The following is a 21,335-nucleotide window of genomic DNA, read 5'->3' as shown; positions in this document are numbered from 1 at the left end:
AGCCCGACCCGGAGGGAAACGCCCAAAACATAAATTTCATCAAAATAATCATCAATAAATCAATCAAAAAATGAACAGTTTCACAAAATTTAAATGCTTTAGAATATGAAGATAGAAAACACGAAAGCACAGATGCGTAAAGGCGTTTTGGAATTTTGCATACTGTCGGTGTTGAAAGACGACGATGCGTATGTGGCAGAAATTTTGAGCACTTTAAAAGACGCTAAACTGCTGGTTGTGGAAGGCACAATTTACCCGTTGCTTACCCGACTTAAAAATGCAGGGCTTTTAAATTACAGATGGGAAGAATCGACCTCTGGACCGCCACGTAAATACTATAGTTTAACCGAAACGGGAAAGCTATTTTTAACTGAATTAAGCACGACTTGGAATGAATTACACCATGCCGTAACCCTTGTAACTAGCCAAAAAACAACAAAAAATGAATAAAACAGTCAACATAAATTTAGCAGGTATCTTTTTCCACATTGACGAGGATGCGTACTTAAAACTGCAACATTATCTGGAGGCCATAAAACGGTCGTTTACAGATTCGCAAGGGCGGTCTGAAATTATTGCTGACATTGAAGCGCGTATTGCTGAACTTTTTAGCGAACGTGTGGAAAACCACAAACAAGTGATTAGAATTAAGGAGGTGGACGAAGTGATTTCCATTATGGGCCAACCGGAAGATTATTTGGTGGACGACGAGATTTTTGAGGATGAGCCGCAGCCGACTTACAACAAAAAAACGACGCCTTCACGAAAGTTATTTCGCGATACGGACAACTCCTATATTGCTGGTGTTTCATCTGGTTTGGCGCACTATTTGGGGGTTGATGCCGTTTGGATTAGATTGGCTTGGGTGCTTTTACTTTTTGGTGCCGGAACCGGTGTTTTACTCTATATTTTACTTTGGATTTTAGTACCTGAAGCAAAAACAACTTCGGAAAAAATAATGATGACTGGAGCCCCAGTGAACATTAGCAACATTGAAAAAAAAATTAAAGACGGTTTTGAGAATGTTTCGGAAACGGTTACTGATGTGGCTAAAAATGTAAGCGATTCGGTGTCTGGTGCTGCAAAAAACGTATCAGATTCAGTGTCTAGTGCTACGCAAAATATAGATTTTAATAAGCAAGGAAGCAAAATAAAATCGACTTCAAGATCTTTTTTTGATACTATTGGAGAGGTTATTATGTTTTTCTTTAAAGTAATTGCAAAATTCATTGGTGTGCTACTTATTTTTATTGGTGCTATTGCATTAATTTCTTTAATTATTGCGATGTTTTCGGTGGGCGCTGTTAACGTTATAAATATTCCAGGTTTAGACTTAGTAGATATTGTTAACGCTGGAAACACTCCTATTTGGTTTGTATCGCTATTATGTTTGTTTGCTGTTGGTATTCCGTTTTTCTTTTTATTCTATTTAGGCTTAAAAATTTTAATTAACAACCTGAAATCTATTGGAAATATTGCAAAATTCAGTTTACTTGGTTTATGGTTCATAAGCATTATTGGCCTTGTCGTTATAGGAATTAGACAAGCTAGCGAACATGCTTTTGACGAAACTTATATTGAAAAAACAGAGTTACCTATAACAACTATAGATACCTTAAGAATTAAAATGGTTGGTAACGATAATTTCAATTCTAATAGCAATAAACGTTATAACAATTTTAAATTGGCCCATGATGAGGATGGCCATAAAATTATTTACTCGACAGATATTGATATTCGTGTAAAATCGACTACCGATTCTATGATAACTGTTGCTGTTGAAAAAAGAGCCGACGGCAGAGATTATGATAAAGCAAGAGCACGTGCAAAAAACATAAATTACAAATTTGAATTAAAAAACAATGTGCTCCTGTTAGATTCTTACTTTACTACAGACCCTAAAAATAAGTTTAGCGATCAGCAGATTGATGTGGTGCTTTACCTGCCCGAAAACATGTATGTTAATTTTAAAAAGAGCACCAAACCTTATATTTATTACAGAAATTATAACGGTAATATTGTTAACGAGAAACATGTGGGTTACACTATTAAAATAAGAGATAATACGGTGGAGTGCTTAAACTGCCCCATTGAAGTAAAAAAAGAATCGAAGAAAAAGGAAACAAATGTTAAGGTGATTAAAACAGAAATAGACACCGACATACAAGAAACCGTAGATGCTGCAGCTAACCGTATTGAAAACAATCTTGATATTGAAGAACAAAAACTAGAACTGGATAAATTAACATTTCAACCCGCTATTGCGAAAATAGCCCAGCATGACAAAGACCCTGAAATTAGAAAATTAGCACTTAGTAAAATGACGTTTCAACCTTCTATTGCCAAGATTGCCGAGCATGATAAAGACCCGAGTATTAGAAAGCTAGCTGTTAGTAAAATGACATTTCAACCAGCTATTGCAAAAATAGCAGAGCACGATAAAGATCCTGAGGTTAGAAAATTAGCCTTGAGTAAAATGACGTTTCAACCCGCTATTAAAGACATTGCAGAACATGATAAGGATCCTGAGATTAGAAAATTAGCTCTTGAAAAATTAAAATAAATTCTAGTAACAATACAATTCATCAACATAATACCACAGTTCGGATATTTATAGTATTCATCACACCTATTTTATTAGATATTTGAACTAATCATCAATCAAAAAACGAATAATTATGACGACACTAACCAAAATAATTGTAGCTACTATTTTAACCTTATGCTTGTCTTCTTGTAATTTCGACATCAATATTAATTCTGGAGTAAAAGGCAATGGCAAAGTACAAATTGAAACACGTATTATTACAGCTCCTTTTTCTACCATACAAGCCACCGAAGGTTTAGACGTTTACTTAACGCACAGTGCCGAAGTAAGTGTTAGAGTTGAAGCCGATTCTAATTTACAAGAACTTATTTTGGCTGAAGTTAAAAATGGTGTACTAAAAATACATACCGAAAAAAGTATTGGTCGTTGTACTTCGAAAAAAGTATATGTTTCTTTCAATGATATTTCAAAAATTAAAGCAACTAGCGGAAGCGATGTGATATCCACTAATATAATAGCCGTTAATGATTTAGAACTTGCAACCTCTAGCGGAAGTGACATGGATATTAGTGTAAATACCATGAATTTAAAATGTAAATCGAGCAGCGGTAGCGATTTAAAGGTCTCTGGCAAAACTGAAACCCTTGAAGCCGAAGCTACTAGCGGTAGTGATATTGACGCTAAAAAACTAATGGCACAATACAGTGAAGTTAAAGCCTCTAGTGGTGCCGATATTAAACTAAACACCGAAAAAACATTAAAAGCAAAAGCCACAAGCGGTGGCGATATTACTTATTACGGTAGCCCTAAACAAGTTGAAAAAATGAATAGTTCTTCGGGCAGCGTGAAAAAAAAGTAATAGATATTAATAAACAGCCATAGATTATAAGCCATTCCGAACTAAAAATTAAAGTTTGGGATGGTTTTTGCTTTATCTTTGTTCTATAATTAATTCATAAATAACATGAAAAAAAAGTTCCCTACCCTGCTATTAGCAATGAGCTTGTCTTTTTTTGGACATGCGCAAAGTTTAGAAAAAGTAAAAGGAGATAGAAATGTAACAAAATTACTCACTGCTGTCCCTGACTTCCACACCTTAATTCTTGATGAAGCATTCGAAATAGATTTAGTTTACTCTAAAGATGCTTCGGTTGAAATAGAGACTGACGAAAACCTTCACGAGGTAATCTCCTTTGATGTTCGCGATAGCATTTTAAATTTAAATTTATCTAAACGTATAACTTCAAAAAAAAGATTACGTATTACAGTTAATTACAACGATTTTTTATCGACTATAGAAACGCGTGACGATGCCGAATTACATGGAATTTCCACGTTAAAGTCGAATAAAATTAATCTAACTGTTTCAGGAAATTCCAAAGCTGGTTTAACCATAAAAACCGATCATTTTAATTTTGAAGGTTTAGATAAATCGAAAACCAAACTGAATGTAACCTCTAACACCTCTAAAATAATTCTGAATGGAAATAGTAGTTTAGAAGCTTTAGTAAATTCGGGAGCTGCAACAGTAGATTTATATCAAAGAGCACAAGCCGAAATTGAAGGTAGCAGCAATGATTTATCTGTTAGAACAGACAATAACGCTGTTTTCAACGGTAAAAACTTTACTGCAAAACAAGGAAAGTTAATTTCTGAAATTGATAGTGAAATTACTGTGGAAGTAACCGATTCTTTGGATATAGAAGCTTCAGGAGGTAGCGCAATTTACCTTTATGGCGATCCTAAAATCATTGTAAACAAATTCACCGAAACAGCTAAAATTCAAAAAAGAGAAAAGTAACAAATCCTATTGATGATTTAAAACTAAATTAGTTCTCTTAAATATTCTAAAAAGGCATAACGCAAAACGTTATGCCTTTATTTTTTCTAAACGATATCCGACACATTTCTTTTCTAAATAAAAAGAGGCATTATCTAGAAAACACCTTAATTATGACAAAGAATTAACGTATTGGCGTACTTAAACTCAAATAATCCTTCTTTTTTTCATAAAATAAACAAACCCAAGCTTTTTTTTCTGTCTAACTCTATTAAAAACTATACATTAGTCTTTTTGTTCTTTATTATATGCAACTTTTTAGTACAACATGAATAAACTTAAACTTTTCAAACAGTTATTTTTAATAGCTTTTTTATTTTTTTGTTCAAAAGGATTCTCTCAATTAAGTAAAACGCATTTTATTCCGCCATTAACAAGTGCTGAACAATCGAGCTCGAACCCCGCAGATCAATACATCTACATTTCTACGCCATCGACTGCACAGGTAAATTATACCATAATTCCTCTCGGAGAACCTTCATTTTCTCATATAAGAGGTGCTGTTTCTAACACAACACCACAAGTAATTTCAATAGGCACAGGTAACGGAAAGTTGTTTATTCCTGCTTCCCAAACCAGTACCGTGGTTAATGATCGTGGTTATATAATTGAAGCTGAAGGAAGTATTTATGTTTCTGTTAGAATGATTGGAGGCGGCGGTTCGCAAGCTGGAGCGCTTGTTAGTAAAGGTTCAGCAGCTCCAGGAAACACCTTTAGAGTAGGTAGTTTCACTAATGAAAACCCATCAAATAATTACTTGAATTTTGTATCCGTAATGGCGACAGAAGATAATACCCAAGTAACATTTAGCGATTTGCCTGCCGGTTTAATTATAAAAAACTACTCCGGAGCCACCCCCGTAAACATCACCTTAAATAAAGGAGAAAGTTACACTATAGCCACAAATAGTGACGATACGAGCATCAATAGAGATGGTTTAATTGGTGCTTTAGTAAATTCGGATAAGCCTATTGTTGTAAATTGTGGTTCCACTAACGGAAGTTTTCATAATGGCGGTGGCCGCGATTACGGAATCGACCAAATTGTAGGGCTCGATAAAGTGGGCACTGAGTATATTTTTGTAAAAGGAGACGGGAATAACAACTGGGAAAACGTACTTATTGTGGCACATTCTGATAATACAGCTGTTACAATAAACGGCTCCGGAACGTCGACTTCAATAAATGCTGGCGAATACCTTTTAATTGAAGGTAACCAATATTCTAACGGTAATATGTATGTGGAAACATCGCAACCCGTTTTTGCCTATCAAGGTGTTGGATCAGGAACTAATGAAGCTAACCAAGGTCTATTTTTCGTACCACCTTTAAGTTGCGAAACGCGTGGAAACCTAGATAATATTGCCAATATACAATCTATTGGAAACACCACGTTTACTGGTGGCATTACCATTGTTACTAAAGTTGGAGCAACCGTTTCTATCAATAACTTGGCATTATCTAATTTTTCGACTACAGGTCCAATCACCGTTGCAGGAAAACCCGATTACGTCACCTATAAAGTATTAAATTTATCAGGAAATATATCCATACAAAGTACAGACGAATTATACTGCGCTTATTTTAATTTTAATGGTGTCGCTACCTCGGGGAGTTTTTACTCTGGCTTTCCAACACCGCCAGAAATTAACTTTAACGCTGTATTTGCTTCCTTAGGAAATTGCATTCCTAACGTCACTTTAGAAGTCGCTAACATGGGCAACTTTGATAGTATCGAATGGTTTTTTGACGACGGCTCAGGCAGCGGCTTTGTCACCACAAATGCTACATCTTTACAATATACTCCAACACTTTCAGGAACTTATAAACTTATTGGTAAGCTCTTATGTTCTGGCTTAACTTTAGAATCCTTAGAAGTACCGGTTAGTATTTGTCCTGATGATATTGATAACGACGGCATACCAGACAATATTGATATCGATAATGACAACGATGGTATTTTAAACTGTACCGAATCTAACGGCAATCAAACCATCGATTTATCCAATATAAACAGTGGCAACATTCCGGTAGGCACTTACACCTTTACAGGAACTTCAAGCGTAAATGGAAATACGGCCACTACCCCATTTACAGGAGCTAACAATGGTGTTTTTGCAAGTGAAAGTTCTGGTAAAAACGGTAATTTAGAAAGCAGTACAACCTACACGCTAGATTTTGACAAACCTCTTAATTTACTGATAAATTATCCCAATAGTTCTCCTTTATCGAGCAGTACCATTTCTACCAATCAAGAATTTATTATTCGTGTGCCAAATACACGAACCATAACTTTATTAGATCCGGACGACCAGCTTTTAATAGATACTAATTTTGATGGCGTTTACGAAACAGGAATCACTCAAATTTCAGCTTTCGAAATTCGATTTAAACCAAAAACAACTATTGCATTCGGCTCTGGAACTTTTAGTTTTTCAGCAAATATGGTAGATAACATCACTTATATTCACAAAAACACTTCGGATACTACAAGCAACCAAGCCACGTTTCAAATTACGGTTACTTGCGTTGCTAAAGACAACGATTTAGATGGTATTGAAGATAGTTTAGATTTAGATAGCGACAACGATGGTATTCCAGATTTTATAGAAAATCAAGGTAAAATAATACCACTATCTAATGTTGATACCGATGGAAACGGTTTAGACGATGCTTATGATATTAGCGCTGCACCAATAGACACAGACAATGATGGCGTACTTGATGTTTACGATTTAGATAGTGATAATGATGGTGTTTTCGATTTAGTTGAAACAGGTGCATTAGGATCTCATGTTATCGACGACGATTTCAACGGTATTGATGATGGTACTAGTTTTGGAACCAACGGATGGATAGATCGTGCAGAAACCTCAGCTGATAGTAACGAAATAGGATATACATTAAGTGATTTTGACAACGATACCATATTTAATTATATAGATATGGATGCCGATGGAGATACATGCTCCGACGTTATTGAAGCTGGATTTTCCGACAACAACGCCGATAATTATCTAGGAGACACAGCAACAATCACTGTAGACACGAACGGATTAGTCACCAACGCATCAGATGGTTACACGCTTCCTGATTTCAATTATTTAACCAATGCGCCGCTATCGATAACCACACAACCTACTGATGCGACGGTTTGCGAAAACTCGGAGACTATAATTTCAATAGTTTCTAATGAAGCCGAAATGTTTCAATGGGAAGTTAGCACAGATGGCAGCACCTGGAACACAATTATTGATGATACAAATTATAGCAATTCTCAAACAGCAAACTTGACTATTTCCGATGTTCCATCAACTTTTAACACCTATCAATATCGTGCAAAACTAGATCGATCAGGGAATAGTTGTGGCTTATATTCTAACAGCGCGACACTTACCGTAAACACTTTACCTATTGTAAATTCGGCTGTAATTCTTATCCAATGTGACGATGATGATTTAAGTACTTTAGGCTATAGTCCTTTCAACTTAAATGAAGCCAATACTAAAATTTCAACTAATGCTAGCACTCAAAAATTTAGCTACTATTTAACTCAAACAGCGGCTGAATTGGGAGATGAAACGAGTCCTGACTTCATCTCGAATCCAATCACATTTACAAACCGAACCATTAGCAACGATGTAGTTTGGGCAAGAATTGAAAACACTTTTGGCTGCGGAAATGTTTCAGAAGTTCAGTTGCAAGTCTCAACAACAGTGGTACCACCTAATCTTCTTATTGAATTTAGCCAATGTGATGATTTTCTAGATATTAATGGTAATAACAACGCAAACAATAATGATGCAGACGGTATAGCTACTTTTGATTTTAGTAGTGTTAACAGCACTTTATTAGCTTTAATTCCAGCAGGACAAACACCTTTACCGCCACGTTATTACAGAAATGAAACAGATGCTTTAGCTGAAATTAACGAAATTACAGATATTTCAAACTACAGAAATATCGGGTATCCCAATTCACAAATTATTTATGTACGTATTGACAGCGATATTTCTAACGACTGTTTAGGCTTAGGCGGACACATTCAGTTAACAGTTGAAGCACTCCCTGTGGCGAACCCTGTTACAATTACTAGACAATGTGACGATGACGTCGATGGAGCCTTCCCTTTTGATACTTCTACTCTAGAGAGCAACATTGTGGGCACACAGAATCCTGCAAATGTTACTATATCTTATTTTGATTCGATTGGAAATCCGTTATTATATAGCGACGGCACAACCGTTATTAGTCCCATAGCTCCAACTTTTTTAACCGCTAATCAAACCATAACAATACGCGTTACAAACAATAGCTCAACAGCACCAGATGGTCCTTGTATCGATGAAACTACTGTAACATTTACCGTTGATGCAAGTCCCGTAGCTAATGCTGTAGCACCAATAATAGTATGTGATGGTTCGGCAGGAGATATTGATAATGATGGGATATTTACTTTCGACACTTCTACGTTTACTAGTACCATTTTAGGCACGCAAACAGGCATGGATATCTTTTATACCTATACTGATCCTTCTGGAGTTAGTGTCACCAATACGGCATTACCAAACCCGTTAATTTCAGAAACACAAACCATTAAAGTAGACGTTGTAAATCCGATAAATACCACCTGTGTAGCAAGTACTACTATAGAATTAGTCGTTAATCCGCTTCCTGATTTCACAGTAGATTCTCCACTTATTATTTGTTCTTCAGATCCATCTTTTAGTGTTGATTTAGACCCGATAGAAGCTAGTGTTATCGATTCTTTTACTTATGAATGGTATTTTGAAGACGGCACCTTTCTATCTAATCAACCCATTTTACAAAATGTTACTGTTGCCGGAACTTATTCTGTAACCCTAACAAAAACAGATGGCACAGGCTGTTCCCGAACACGGGATATTATTGTTGACGCATCAGAAATTGCCAACATTACTTTGGCCGATGTTACCATTGTCGATATTTCCAATAACAATTCCGTAACTATTGACCCTACAAATTCAGGATCAGGAGATTATGAATACGCTCTACGCGCCGAAGGCTCTAACTTTATAACCTATCAAACCGAGCCTGTATTTACAAATGTTCGCGCAGGGTTTTACACCATTTACGTAAAGGATGTTATTTGCGGCACAGCCGAACTAAATATTTCGGTTATTGGTCATGCACCATTTTTCACACCTAACGGAGATGGTTACAATGATTACTGGCAAGTTAAAGGACTAAATTCTAGCACGCAGCCCAACTCACAAATATTTATTTTTGATAGATACAACAAATTACTCAAACAGTTTCCTGCTGGTTCTGCTGGATGGGACGGAACTTACCATGGTACCCCACTACCTACAGATGATTATTGGTTTAGAGTACAACTTGAAGATGGCCGTGCCTTTAGCGGGCATTTTACTTTAAAAAGATAATCTCTACACAACATTATAAAGCCAATTTACACACCGTAAATTGGCTTTTTTTTTATGCAATCTAAATTTTCACGCCCTACCTCACCTTACTTCACAATCCGTTTCAAAAAAGCAAAACGTTAAACTTTAATGCATTTCATCGTGTTTTTAATGTATTTTATCTATTTTACATGTATATTTGTCGAACATTTAAATAAAACAAGTCACATACCCCAAAAAGCCTGTTTTACCCCAAAATACGAGCCTACATGTATAAATCACCTACTTTGTTATGTTTTGTTGCCCTATTACTTTGCAACACAATATATTCTCAACAAATTACAATAGACAACAGTCTTCCTGTAACGACTCTTGTTGAAAACAATTTAGTTGAAGGTTGCGTAGAGCTTTCGGATATTAAGTCGGAAGTCAATGGATCGATTAACAATCTAGGAAGTTTTGGTTATTTCGAAAAGGGCAATTCCAACTTTCCTTTTGCAAATGGAATCATGCTTTCAACAGGAAATGCAACTTCTGCAGGAAATTCAGAAAACACAAAACACCTTAACGACGGTGAAACCAATTGGGGTACCGATGCCGATTTAGAAACCGCCTTGGGAGTTTCAGGAACTCTAAATGCCACATCTATTGCTTTCAATTTTATATCTGCCTCAAACCAAATTCAATTTAATTATATTTTAGCTTCCGAAGAATATTACGCTAATTTCCCTTGCGACTATTCTGATGCTTTTGCATTTTTAATCCGCGAAGCTGATTCAGGAAGTGCTTTTACTAATATTGCCGTACTTCCAGGAACCTCAACTCCGGTAAGCACAAATACGGTTCACAGCAACATTGTAGGCTTTTGCGAGGCAGAAAACGAACAGTATTTTAATGGTTACAGTGTTGGCGACACCAATTTTAACGGGCGTACCAATGTACTTTCGGCCTCAGCAACTATTACGCCTAATGTTTTATATGAAATTAAACTTGTCATTGCCGATTACAACGACAAAAACTACGATTCTGCTGTTTTTATTGAAGGTAATAGCTTTTCATCGCATGTCGATTTAGGAACCGATTTTCAAACCTGCGCTAGCGACCATACGCTTAATGCGGATATTAATAATCCTGAAGCCGAATATTCTTGGTTTTTAAACAACACGCTTATTGATAGCGCCAACCAACCACAATTAAACATTACAGAAACCGGAACTTATAAAGTGGTTATCGATATTCCATTTTCGAGTTCTACTTGTACTATTGAAGACGATATTACCATCACTTTAAGCAATACACAATCGGTAGATCCTATTTCAAATTATGAAATTTGTGATGATTCGAGTGGCGATTCCGAAGAAAATTTTGATCTTTCGACTAAAAATAACGAGATTTTAAATGCGCTGCCACCAGGAAATTACAACATTAGTTATCATTATACTTTAGACGATTCTGAAACCAATAGCAATGCCATTTCAACTCCCATTCAAAATACAACAACCCCACAAACTATATTTGTTAGAACGTCTAATATTGATACCGGCTGTTTAGGCTATACCAGCTTCGATTTAATTGTAAACCCCTTACCTGTTTCAACTAAACCTTCAGACTTAAATATTTGTGATGATGGATTTGCTGACGGTAGAACAGCCATCGATTTATCGGTTATGGATTCTGACATTATAGGCGCACAATCCGAAGTTTTTGTTACCTATTACAACTCTCAAAATGATGCGGATACAGCCACAAATATTTTGGCACTTCCGTACACCAATAGTAACCCCACCGAAACTATTTATGCGCGTACTGAAAATCAAAACACAGGTTGTTTTACCACTACTTTTTTTGATATTATAGTAAACGAAAACCCAGTAATCAACACAGCTGATTTCCATTATCTAGATGCTTGCGATAAAAGTTATGATGGTTATGCGCATTTTGATTTAACAACTATAATCCCTGATATTATTCAAGGTTTAACCGATGTTACGGTAACATTTCACGAATCGTTAGATGATGCGCATTTAGATGAAAACGCTATTACCGACGATACTAATTTCCAAAACACGGTATTTGAAGAACAAACGCTTTATGTGCGTGTAGAAAATAACCAAACAGGTTGTGCTTCTTTTGTGCCTATGGAAATTCATACCAATATTTTATTAACTGCCACCAACACAGGTATTATCCGCGTTTGCGATATTGCTAATGATGAAGAAGAAAGTTTCGATTTAGCTATTATTGAACAATATATTGCAGACGATTTACGTGATATTTCAGTCGATTTTTACGAAACTGAAAATGATAGAAACAGCGGAAATAATCCGTTAAATAAAACCACACCTTATAATTCTCAAGGATTAAATGCCACGTTATACATTACTATTACAAGCCCAACGTGTTCTGAAGTAAACTCCTTAGATTTAGTATTAACGCCTATTGATGAGTTTGATTCTATTGGAACCGTGGATTATTGCGACGCCGACCAAGATGGCTTTACAACCATAGATTTAAGAACTTTTGACGCCGATATCACCCATAATACACCAGGCTTTTCTGTAAATTATTTCCTTACTGCGGATGATGCTGTAGACAACATTAATGCCATAGGAAACAATTATACTAACACTCAAAACCCGCAACCCTTTTTCACCCGAATCACCAATACAGAAACCGGTTGTTATGATACAAACACGTTTAGCGTTCAAGTTTTACTTGCTCCAGAAAGCAGCCAACCGAGTCCTTTTATTATTTGTAATGCCAGCCAAGATACTACCGCAATTATTGATTTAACAAGTAAAAACACGGAGATTATTACCGATGCGACAGAACGTCAAATTACGTTTTACAAAAGCTTAAACGATGCCCAAAACAGTAACAGCCCAATAACCGATCCAACCGCTTACAACACCGGATCGGAAACTATTTATGCAAGAATAAACAATACAACTTCTGGATGTTACAGCACAGAAGCTATATCAGTTACCATAAATACGACTCCAGTTTTTGTGCCTATTAGTAACTATAAAGTATGCGAAAATGCAAGTGATGGTTTTGCAGATTTTATTCTTAACACTAAGGATGCTGAAATTTTAAACGGGCAACCTGGAAAAACAGTCTCTTATTATTTAAATGAAGCTGATGCCATAGCAAGAATGCATGCTATCGATAAGAATTCAAATTATGAAAACATAAGCAATCCACAAACCTTATTTACACGTATTGAAAATATAACCGATATAGATTGTTTTGCCACAAGTTCTTTTATTGTTGAAGTGGGCACTAATCCCCTATTCAACCAACCACAAGATTATTTTGTTTGCGATGATAAAAGTAATGATGCTAAGGCCGTTTTCGACCTAACAGAAAAAATTACAGAAATATCGAACGGTATAAACGATACTTTAGACATTACCTTTTACACCTCGCGCGATAATGCGGAAACTAAAACAAACCCTGTTTCTACAACCTTTACAAACACAGCAAATCCGCAAACGGTTTATGCCGTTATTGATAATGGAACTATTTGTAACTCGATTACTTCATTTACTATAAACATTATTCAAGCTCCAGAAGTCAACGCTTCGGAACCGATGATACAGTGCGACAGCAATTTTGATGGCTTTCATAGTTTTAACCTAACCGATTCTTCAGTAGATATTTTAGATGTACGTCAAGACAATATTGAAGTAAGTTATTTTGAATCCGTGGACGATTTAGAATCCAATATCAACCCAATTTCAACTCCGCAAAACTATACAAACACAAATAATCCGCAAACGCTATATGTAAAAGTAACTAATACTATTTCTAATTGCTTTGTGTATGTTCCATTAGAACTTATTGTGAATATTCCTCCCGCGGTTAACGATTTTAAAACTTACGAAACCTGTGATAATGGTTCTATTAATTTAACCGACATTTATGTTTTATTAATGGCTCCCGATGCTGAAATTCAAATAAACTATTATGCCAACCAAAACGACGCGGATAATAACACCAACCCATTAAACACTACGTATAACTATCAAACATATTTAGATAGACTTTACGCCAAAGCCACCAACATTATAACGGGTTGCTCAACGATCTATCCGTTTGACGTTAAGGTTAACATTCTGCCAACAGCAAATAAAACAAGTCATTTAGAAGCTTGTGACGACGATTATGATGGCATTTTAGAATTCGATTTAACACAACAAAACAGTGCTATTTTGGGCGGGCAAAATCCTAATGATTATACCATATCGTATTATACCGATTTCGCTTACGCGGAAAGTAAAACCGACGCCATCCCTAATACCTACATGGCATTTAACAATGAAACTGTTTTTGTTAGAGTAGAAAATAAAATTACCAGTTGTTACAGTATCACCGATTTTACCATAATCATCAACCCAAAACCTGTTGTAGAAATTGAAGACCAAGTGATCTGTTTAGAAAATTTACCTTTAGTAGTTTCAGCAAATACCAATCATGCTACTGACAGCTATTTATGGTCTACAAACGCTACAACTCCAGAAATTGAAATTACAGAAGTTGGCACATATGCTGTAACGGTAACCACCATACATGGTTGCCAAACATACCGTGAATTTAATGTATCGGTATCCGAGCAAGCCACTATAGAAACTACTGAAACTGTAGATTTTTCAGACCCCAATAATATTACTGTAACCGTGAGTGGTATTGGTAATTACGCTTACGCTTTAGACGATAATGCTCCACAAACTGATAATGTTTTCAGGAATGTAGGTATTGGCTACCATACGTTAACTATAATCGATTTAAACGGTTGTTTAGAAACCACAAAAGAAGTGGTGGTTATTGATACACCTAAATTCATGACTCCAAATAACGATGGGGCTTTCGACGCTTGGCACATTACAGGTGTAAACACTTTAGTAGGCACTACGATTTCAATTTACGATCGTTACGGCAAGTTACTAAAAACACTTACACACACCTCACCAGGTTGGGATGGTACTTTGAATGGATATCCAATGCCAACAGGTGATTATTGGTATTTAGCAAACGTAAATTACAATGGAAAAACCATGCAATTAAAAGGGCATTTTACATTAAAGCGATAACGTTTATTTTGCGTAATTTTGTAGGATGAAGTTTAAAATTGAATCTGAATTTAGTCCTACTGGTGATCAACCTGGCGCAATAAAGCAATTAGTTGCTGGTTTAAATGCCGACGAGCAATATCAAACTTTATTAGGTGTTACAGGCTCGGGAAAAACATTTACCGTGGCCAATGTGATTGAAGAAGTACAGCGACCAACCTTAATTTTGGCACACAACAAAACTTTAGCTGCCCAACTCTATTCAGAATTTAAACAATTTTTTCCGAACAACGCCGTCGAGTATTTTGTGTCTTACTACGATTATTACCAACCCGAAGCCTATATTCCGGTGTCTGGAGTTTACATTGAAAAAGATTTATCTATCAACGAAGAAATAGAGAAAATGCGTTTAAGCGCAACCTCCTCCCTACTTTCTGGGCGTCGCGACGTCATTGTTATTGCTTCGGTTTCTTGCATTTATGGTATCGGAAACCCAGTGGAATTTCAGAAAAATGTTATTTCATTAAAAAGAGATCAGGAAATTTCTCGAACCAAATTACTTCATACCCTAGTACAGAGTTTATATTCTAGAACCGAAGCCGATTTTAGACATGGTAATTTCAGAATAAAAGGAGATACTGTTGATATTTTCCCGAGTTATGCTGATGATGCTTTTAGAATTCACTTTTTTGGTGATGAAATTGAAGAGATTGAATCCTTTAATATCCAAACCAATGAAATTGTAGAGAAATATGATCAAATCACCATCTATCCTGCAAATATGTTTGTCACATCGCCTGATATTTTACAGAATGCGATTGGGGAAATTCAGGATGATTTAGTAAAACAATACGATTATTTTAAAGAAATAGGCAAACATTTAGAAGCCAAACGACTTAAGGAACGTACCGAATTCGATTTAGAAATGATTCGTGAATTGGGGTATTGTTCAGGTATTGAAAATTACTCGCGTTATTTAGATAGACGACTTCCAGGAACGCGCCCCTTCTGTTTATTAGATTATTTTCCAGATGATTATTTAATGGTGGTTGATGAAAGTCATGTTACCATTTCGCAAGTGCATGCCATGTATGGAGGTGACCGAAGTAGAAAGGAAAATCTAGTAGAATACGGGTTTCGATTACCTGCCGCAATGGATAACAGACCTTTAAAATTTGAAGAATTTGAAGCCATACAAAGTCAGGTAATTTATGTAAGTGCCACACCAGCCGATTATGAATTGCAAAAAACGGGAGGTGTTTATGTAGAACAAGTAATTAGACCTACAGGATTATTAGATCCTATTATTGAAATCCGCCCTAGTTTAAATCAAATTGACGATTTAATTGAAGAAATACAACAACGCATAGAAAAGGACGAACGTACTTTGGTGACTACATTAACCAAACGTATGGCGGAAGAATTAACCAAATATTTAGACCGCATCCAGATACGTTGCCGCTACATACATAGTGATGTAGACACCTTAGAACGTGTAGAAATTATGCAAGATTTGCGTAAAGGTTTATTTGATGTTTTAGTGGGCGTAAATTTACTTCGTGAAGGTTTAGATCTACCTGAAGTCTCTTTGGTTGCCATTTTAGATGCCGATAAAGAAGGTTTTTTACGTTCGGCACGTTCTTTAACCCAAACGGTTGGTCGTGCTGCTAGAAACCTTAACGGAAAAGCTATAATGTATGCTGATAAAATAACTAAAAGCATGCAAAAAACGATAGACGAAACCGAATACCGTCGTGAAAAACAAATTGCTTACAACACAAAAAACAACATTACGCCAACAGCGTTAAATAAAAGTCTAGATAACGTTTTAACCAAAAACTCGGTAAGTACTTATAGTTACGAACTTGAAGCTGCAAAAGCTGCAGAACCAGAAAGTGAATATTTAAGTAAGCCAGAATTAGAAAAGAAAATTCGTGAAAAACGAAAACTCATGGAAAGTGCTGCAAAAGCTTTAGACTTTTTAGTAGCCGCCAAATTACGCGACGAAATAAAGGCTTGCCAGGATAAACTAGAAAAGCTAAAGATTTAAAAATCTTTAGCTTTTCTTACAATCCTATAATAGGTTAAAATTAACACTTAATAGCCTTCACTAAACAGATAAAACGGTTTAGCAATAAGGATTGTTATCTTGTTTTAGGAAAACGATGTTTAGTTGTAATGTGTTTTAAAAATATCGATTAATACATCTGGCGGTACTATTTTATTTGGAAAGTTATCCATTAAATACAATACTTTAGTGATGGACTCGTGACTTAACCCCATTCTTAATCCAAAATTATAAAGTTTTATAACTCCAGCAGAATTATTTCCATCCTCAGATTCTTGTTCAATATTCATTAATAAAACAAGTCTATGAAACTGTACGATACGTTCGCTATGCGATTTTAAATGCGTGTAATTAATAGGGTTTTCAATTAAGTATTCAAAATCTTCACGACGAATTTCTAATTGCTTAGCTACCCCTAATAAAAAGTTGTATTCTAAGTGCCTTATATTTTTGTCGTACTTCGCAAAAGCAATCATTTCCGACAATAAATTTAATTTTTCTACTTTATTAATCATCTTTAAGTGGGTCTGAGGGTTACATTATAAATTTACGCAGAAACAGAAAGTAATTGTCGTAGATATAATACCACTTATCGAAAATTGACAGGTATTTAATCGTGATTTTTATTTATTTGAACCACTCTTGAATATTATTCATCTAATAAAAATGCATCTTACCTTAACAGCAACAAACACAAACACTATATGCAATTCCTTTAAACCTCCTGTAAAAAAAGGGCATAGCACCTTTTTATGGATTAAAAAAAGTTGGATAAATTCATTCAAAAATGAGGCCTATTAAAAATAAAAAGGAAAACAGCAGAAAGCGTTGGAAGAAATACAAGAATCGATGAACGGCATGTTTTTTTCAAGAAAACCTCTAGAATTAAGGCTTCTCGGGTTTTTAAAATGTATTCTTTCTCAAATTCACTTCAAAATATCATGTTAACTTAAATTTTATTACATTAATTTTGTAATTATCGGCAAAAGGACGGTTTCAAGATTATATTAATCGCTTTAATAAGCAATTGCACATAAAAATATGACAAATAATGATGTTTTAAAAAAATTACGCGTGGCTTTAAAGCTGCGTGATGATGAAATAGTAAAAATATTAGAACTCGTAGATTTTAGAATTTCTAAAAGCGAATTAGGAGCGTTGTTCAGAAAAGAAGATCACCCAAAATACATGGAGTGTGGCGACCAAATACTACGTAATTTCTTAAACGGTTTGGTTATTCATTTACGAGGACCAATGCCTAAAAAAGGAGAAAAAAAACCACAAAAAAAGGAGTAGCATTTGCTACTCCTTTTTTTATAACTAGTACCTTTATTTTATAAATTAGACTCTGTTTCGGTAGGGTCTAAATATTTTGCTATATTATTTGCGCCTATATCATTGGTAGGATCTCCATCTTCATCGGTATCTTCATATATTGTAAAAACACCATCGCCATCATCATCAGTATCGGCATAGTCCGGTACACCATCACCATCTGTATCATCATCGGCATCATCTTCTAAATCATCATAGTTAACAAGAAATTCACCATCATTGTTTAAATCTTCTAAATAAGAAGGCACACCATCTTCATCATGATCGGCAATAAAAGATTGTAATAAATCAAACTTAAAAATTAAAGGTGAATATGCTGAAATATCACCAGAACCACTAGAAAAATAACCTAAACCTGAAGGCACAAACATGGCAGCTGCACCATGATTATCATATGCTACTGTACCGTCAGCGTTATCTCCATATGTTGCTGCAGTATTAAAAGATGGCAATACTTTTTGCCAAACCGGTATTAATGAGAGTAAATCAAAATCTACAGGTGTTACAGCACTATCAAAAACAGTATTATCTAATAACATCCCTTCGTAACGTACTCTTACGGTGTCACAAAAATGAGGTACTGTAGTTCCTCCTCCTTGGTTTATATGTAATACATAAATAATATAATCTGTTTCAGCATAAAAAACTTCTTTTTCTTCTAATTCAAAAGTAGCACTAGGATTGTCTAACAAATCGTCTAACAAAATACTTCCATCCGGCACAGATTCGCCTTCAACAAGTTCTGTAAATGTTAAATCGCTAATTTTAGGATTGGTACTACTAGAAATTTCACTAGCATTAAAATAATGATTCTTAAAATATTTAAGTATCGAATCATTATCGATTGCTTGTTGTTCTGTTCTATCAGCTTCTACAAATTCAATAATACCATCTCCATCATCATCTTTCTTACATGCAGAAAATACTAAAACCAAACTTAATATTAAAAAACTAATTTTTCTTAAACTCATTATTGCTTATTTTTGATGCGCAAGATACAATTTTACACAGAATATATAATCTTGCAACATAACATTAACGAAGTTTTTTAAATAATTGTATGCGGATAGATAAGTATTTGTGGTGTATTAGATATTACAAGACAAGAACCATTGCAACAACGGCTTGTAAAAAAGGCCAGGTTAAAATTGGTGGAGACTCGGTTAAACCCAGTAGAGAGGTATATCCGCAAGATATTATTGAGCTTCGGAAAAACCAAATTAACTACCGTTTAAAAGTTAATGATATTCCTGAAAGTCGTGTTGGAGCTAAACTGGTAGATCTTTACAGAACAGACACAACGCCAAAAGAGCAGTTTGAAGCGCAAGAACTTTTAAAATATTCTAAGGATTATTATCGTAAAAAAGGGGTTGGTAGACCAACGAAAAAAGACCGTCGGGATATTGATGATTATACAGATACACCTCAGGATGAGGATATGGACTAAAACTTAAAGTTATTGTGTAGAATTTTATTCAAAAAGAAACTGACAACAAATAAAAAAGAGTAATTTTATAGTTTAAAAATAGAGCCTTTATGACTGCCACAAGCAACATTATATTAAACCACGCAGAGATTAACCATAAAATACGCCGTATTGCTTTTCAAATTTATGAAAGTAATATGGACGAAACCGAGGTTATTTTAGCCGGAATTGATAGTAATGGATATATTTTGGCTAAGAAGCTTAAAACGATGTTACTTAAAATATCGGATATTAATATCGTGCTTTGTAAAGTAAGTATTGACAAGAAAAACCCTTGGCAAGACATTAAAACCTCGATACCTTCTGAAGATTATAAAAACAAATCTATTGTTTTAATTGATGATGTTTTAAACTCTGGCACCACGCTGATCTATGGTGTTAAGCACTTTTTAAATGTGCCTTTAAAGCAATTTAAAACGGCTGTTTTAGTAAACAGAAACCATAAAAAATATCCAGTAAAGGCAGATTTTAAAGGGATTTCGCTTTCTACATCACTACACGAACATGTACATGTGGTTTTAGAAGGCAAAAATTTTGAAGCTTATTTAGAATAAGGTTTTTAAAACTTCTTTAGTCACCTCCTTTTTAGATTTATTATCAATTGCAATTTTAAATTCAGCGTCATTATAAAACTGTGCACGCTCGAATAAATGTTTTCCTATAAATTCGGTCATGGCTTCTTCTGTTTCGATATGCGCTATCAAAGGACGCGTACTTTTCTTCCGCATTAATTTCTCCACCAAAGTTGGCAAAGATGCTCTTAAATAAACGCTTTTAGCATTTTTTTGATCTAAAATCGCTTTCATATTATCGCTATAGCAAGGTGTACCCCCTCCAACAGATAAAATAATATTCTCTTTAGACTGAAGTTGTTCACGCAAATACAACGCTTCTTGCTTTCTGAAATAAATTTCACCTTTAGTTTTAAAGACTTCGGAAACCGATGCATTTTCTTTTTCTTCTATTAAATCGTCTAAATCGATAAATTTATAATTTAATTTTTCTGCTAAACGCTCCCCTATAGTTGACTTACCCGAAGCCATATACCCCATTAAAACTATTATCATATTTCTGTTATAGATTGATTATTAAAAACATACGATTCTACAATGCAAAAAAACGAAATTTATTTAAAAAAAGTGTTGTTTTATTAAAGAAAGGTTCTATATTTGCACCCGCTAACAGCAATGTTAGTTACTTTGAAATAATGACCTGGTAGCTCAGTTGGTAGAGCATCTCCCTTTTAAGGAGAGGGTCCTGGGTTCGAGCCCCAGCCCGGTCACAAAGCCTATAAGTTGATGAAATTTGTAGGTTTTTTGATTTTATCATTTTTCAAAAAAACATTAATTTTAGTTTTAATTTTAGTTGTTTTTTTAAAGAAAGATATTATATTTGCACCCGCTAACAGTTATGTTAGTTATATTGAAATAATGACCTGGTAGCTCAGTTGGTAGAGCATCTCCCTTTTAAGGAGAGGGTCCTGGGTTCGAGCCCCAGCCCGGTCACAAAAAAAAACCTTTAAGTCTTTTGATTTAAAGGTTTTTTTATTTTTATAAGTTTCTAGTATTTCGCTCTAAGCACTTTT

Annotated in this window: 13 protein-coding genes and 2 tRNA genes; 12 read left to right on the top strand and 3 right to left on the bottom strand. The window is 35.0% G+C overall.

The genetic code is table 11. The annotated features are described in order from the left end of the window. Positions 1 to 105 precede the first annotated feature (105 nt). From QWY92_RS15345 to uvrB, 7 genes are all read left to right on the top strand, one after another. A complete protein-coding gene (locus QWY92_RS15345; RefSeq protein WP_290272810.1) occupies positions 106 to 450 on the top strand; it encodes a PadR family transcriptional regulator in 345 nt (114 codons plus the stop codon). Further along, complete coding sequence (locus QWY92_RS15340) at positions 443 to 2,563, top strand: PspC domain-containing protein (RefSeq protein WP_290272808.1); 2,121 nt, start codon at positions 443 to 445, stop codon at positions 2,561 to 2,563. Before QWY92_RS15345 ends, QWY92_RS15340 begins: the two co-directional genes overlap by 8 nt. 115 nt (positions 2,564 to 2,678) lie before the next feature. After that, complete coding sequence (locus QWY92_RS15335) at positions 2,679 to 3,407, top strand: head GIN domain-containing protein (protein ID WP_290272806.1); 729 nt, start codon at positions 2,679 to 2,681, stop codon at positions 3,405 to 3,407. Between the two features lie 105 nt (positions 3,408 to 3,512). Then, positions 3,513 to 4,349 (top strand): GIN domain-containing protein, encoded by an 837-nt coding sequence (locus tag QWY92_RS15330; RefSeq protein WP_290272804.1) that lies wholly within the window; start codon positions 3,513 to 3,515, stop codon positions 4,347 to 4,349. A 307-nt stretch (positions 4,350 to 4,656) separates the two neighbouring features. Further along, complete coding sequence (locus QWY92_RS15325; protein WP_290272802.1) at positions 4,657 to 9,810, top strand: FIDD domain-containing protein; 5,154 nt, start codon at positions 4,657 to 4,659, stop codon at positions 9,808 to 9,810. Between the two features lie 248 nt (positions 9,811 to 10,058). Then, complete coding sequence (locus QWY92_RS15320) at positions 10,059 to 14,882, top strand: T9SS type B sorting domain-containing protein (RefSeq protein WP_290272800.1); 4,824 nt, start codon at positions 10,059 to 10,061, stop codon at positions 14,880 to 14,882. Positions 14,883 to 14,907: 25 nt separating this feature from the next. Further along, the gene (uvrB, locus tag QWY92_RS15315; RefSeq protein ID WP_290272798.1) at positions 14,908 to 16,911 is read left to right on the top strand and encodes an excinuclease ABC subunit UvrB; all 2,004 of its coding nucleotides are present in this window, start codon (positions 14,908 to 14,910) and stop codon (positions 16,909 to 16,911) included. 119 nt (positions 16,912 to 17,030) lie between these two features. Here uvrB and QWY92_RS15310 read toward each other — a convergent pair whose 3' ends face one another. Then, positions 17,031 to 17,444 (bottom strand): TerB family tellurite resistance protein, encoded by a 414-nt coding sequence (locus QWY92_RS15310; RefSeq protein WP_290272796.1) that lies wholly within the window; start codon positions 17,442 to 17,444, stop codon positions 17,031 to 17,033. Between the two features lie 526 nt (positions 17,445 to 17,970). Between QWY92_RS15310 and QWY92_RS15305 the strand changes: the two genes are divergently transcribed. Further along, positions 17,971 to 18,225, top strand: a complete 255-nt coding sequence (locus QWY92_RS15305; protein ID WP_290272794.1) for a DUF1456 family protein — start codon at positions 17,971 to 17,973, stop codon at positions 18,223 to 18,225. Positions 18,226 to 18,263: 38 nt separating this feature from the next. On the opposite strand, the gene QWY92_RS15300 is transcribed toward QWY92_RS15305, so the two are convergent. After that, on the bottom strand, positions 18,264 to 19,235 hold the full coding sequence (locus tag QWY92_RS15300; RefSeq protein WP_290272793.1) for an FKBP-type peptidyl-prolyl cis-trans isomerase: 972 nt from the start codon (positions 19,233 to 19,235) through the stop codon (positions 18,264 to 18,266). An 89-nt stretch (positions 19,236 to 19,324) separates the two neighbouring features. Between QWY92_RS15300 and QWY92_RS15295 the strand changes: the two genes are divergently transcribed. Further along, positions 19,325 to 19,711 carry an RNA-binding S4 domain-containing protein gene (locus tag QWY92_RS15295; protein WP_290272791.1) on the top strand — a complete coding sequence of 129 codons (387 nt, stop codon included), beginning with the start codon at positions 19,325 to 19,327 and terminating at the stop codon, positions 19,709 to 19,711. A gap of 89 nt (positions 19,712 to 19,800) precedes the next feature. Beyond that, entirely contained in the window at positions 19,801 to 20,304 is a 504-nt protein-coding gene (locus QWY92_RS15290; RefSeq protein WP_290272789.1) for a phosphoribosyltransferase domain-containing protein, read from the top strand. Here the strand turns inward: QWY92_RS15290 and QWY92_RS15285 are convergent. Further along, positions 20,296 to 20,817, bottom strand: a complete 522-nt coding sequence (locus QWY92_RS15285; RefSeq protein WP_290272787.1) for a shikimate kinase — start codon at positions 20,815 to 20,817, stop codon at positions 20,296 to 20,298. The two genes, QWY92_RS15290 and QWY92_RS15285, sit on opposite strands and share 9 nt — an antisense overlap. 142 nt (positions 20,818 to 20,959) lie before the next feature. Between QWY92_RS15285 and QWY92_RS15280 the strand changes: the two genes are divergently transcribed. Further along, positions 20,960 to 21,032 (top strand) — tRNA-Lys (locus tag QWY92_RS15280). A gap of 150 nt (positions 21,033 to 21,182) precedes the next feature. Continuing rightward, positions 21,183 to 21,255 (top strand) — tRNA-Lys (locus tag QWY92_RS15275). The last annotated feature ends 80 nt before the right edge of the window (positions 21,256 to 21,335 follow it).

This window comes from Algibacter miyuki, from assembly GCF_030409805.1.
Taxonomy (GTDB): domain Bacteria; phylum Bacteroidota; class Bacteroidia; order Flavobacteriales; family Flavobacteriaceae; genus Algibacter; species Algibacter miyuki.
The sequence above is the reverse complement of the archived record's forward strand: the minus strand, read 5'-3'. Positions and strand labels throughout refer to the sequence as shown.

Excerpts from the sequence above, each read along its gene's own strand:
- QWY92_RS15335 (WP_290272806.1), top strand. The coding sequence starts at position 2,679 with ATGACGACACTAACCAAAATAATTGTAGCTACTATTTTAACCTTATGC.
- QWY92_RS15310 (WP_290272796.1), bottom strand. The coding sequence starts at position 17,444 with ATGATTAATAAAGTAGAAAAATTAAATTTATTGTCGGAAATGATTGCT.
- QWY92_RS15285 (WP_290272787.1), bottom strand. The coding sequence starts at position 20,817 with ATGATAATAGTTTTAATGGGGTATATGGCTTCGGGTAAGTCAACTATA.
- QWY92_RS15345 (WP_290272810.1), top strand. The coding sequence starts at position 106 with ATGAAGATAGAAAACACGAAAGCACAGATGCGTAAAGGCGTTTTGGAA.
- QWY92_RS15295 (WP_290272791.1), top strand. The coding sequence starts at position 19,325 with ATGCGGATAGATAAGTATTTGTGGTGTATTAGATATTACAAGACAAGA.
- QWY92_RS15320 (WP_290272800.1), top strand. The coding sequence starts at position 10,059 with ATGTATAAATCACCTACTTTGTTATGTTTTGTTGCCCTATTACTTTGC.
- uvrB (WP_290272798.1), top strand. The coding sequence starts at position 14,908 with ATGAAGTTTAAAATTGAATCTGAATTTAGTCCTACTGGTGATCAACCT.
- QWY92_RS15340 (WP_290272808.1), top strand. The coding sequence starts at position 443 with ATGAATAAAACAGTCAACATAAATTTAGCAGGTATCTTTTTCCACATT.
- QWY92_RS15305 (WP_290272794.1), top strand. The coding sequence starts at position 17,971 with ATGACAAATAATGATGTTTTAAAAAAATTACGCGTGGCTTTAAAGCTG.
- QWY92_RS15300 (WP_290272793.1), bottom strand. The coding sequence starts at position 19,235 with ATGAGTTTAAGAAAAATTAGTTTTTTAATATTAAGTTTGGTTTTAGTA.
- QWY92_RS15325 (WP_290272802.1), top strand. The coding sequence starts at position 4,657 with ATGAATAAACTTAAACTTTTCAAACAGTTATTTTTAATAGCTTTTTTA.
- QWY92_RS15290 (WP_290272789.1), top strand. The coding sequence starts at position 19,801 with ATGACTGCCACAAGCAACATTATATTAAACCACGCAGAGATTAACCAT.
- QWY92_RS15330 (WP_290272804.1), top strand. The coding sequence starts at position 3,513 with ATGAAAAAAAAGTTCCCTACCCTGCTATTAGCAATGAGCTTGTCTTTT.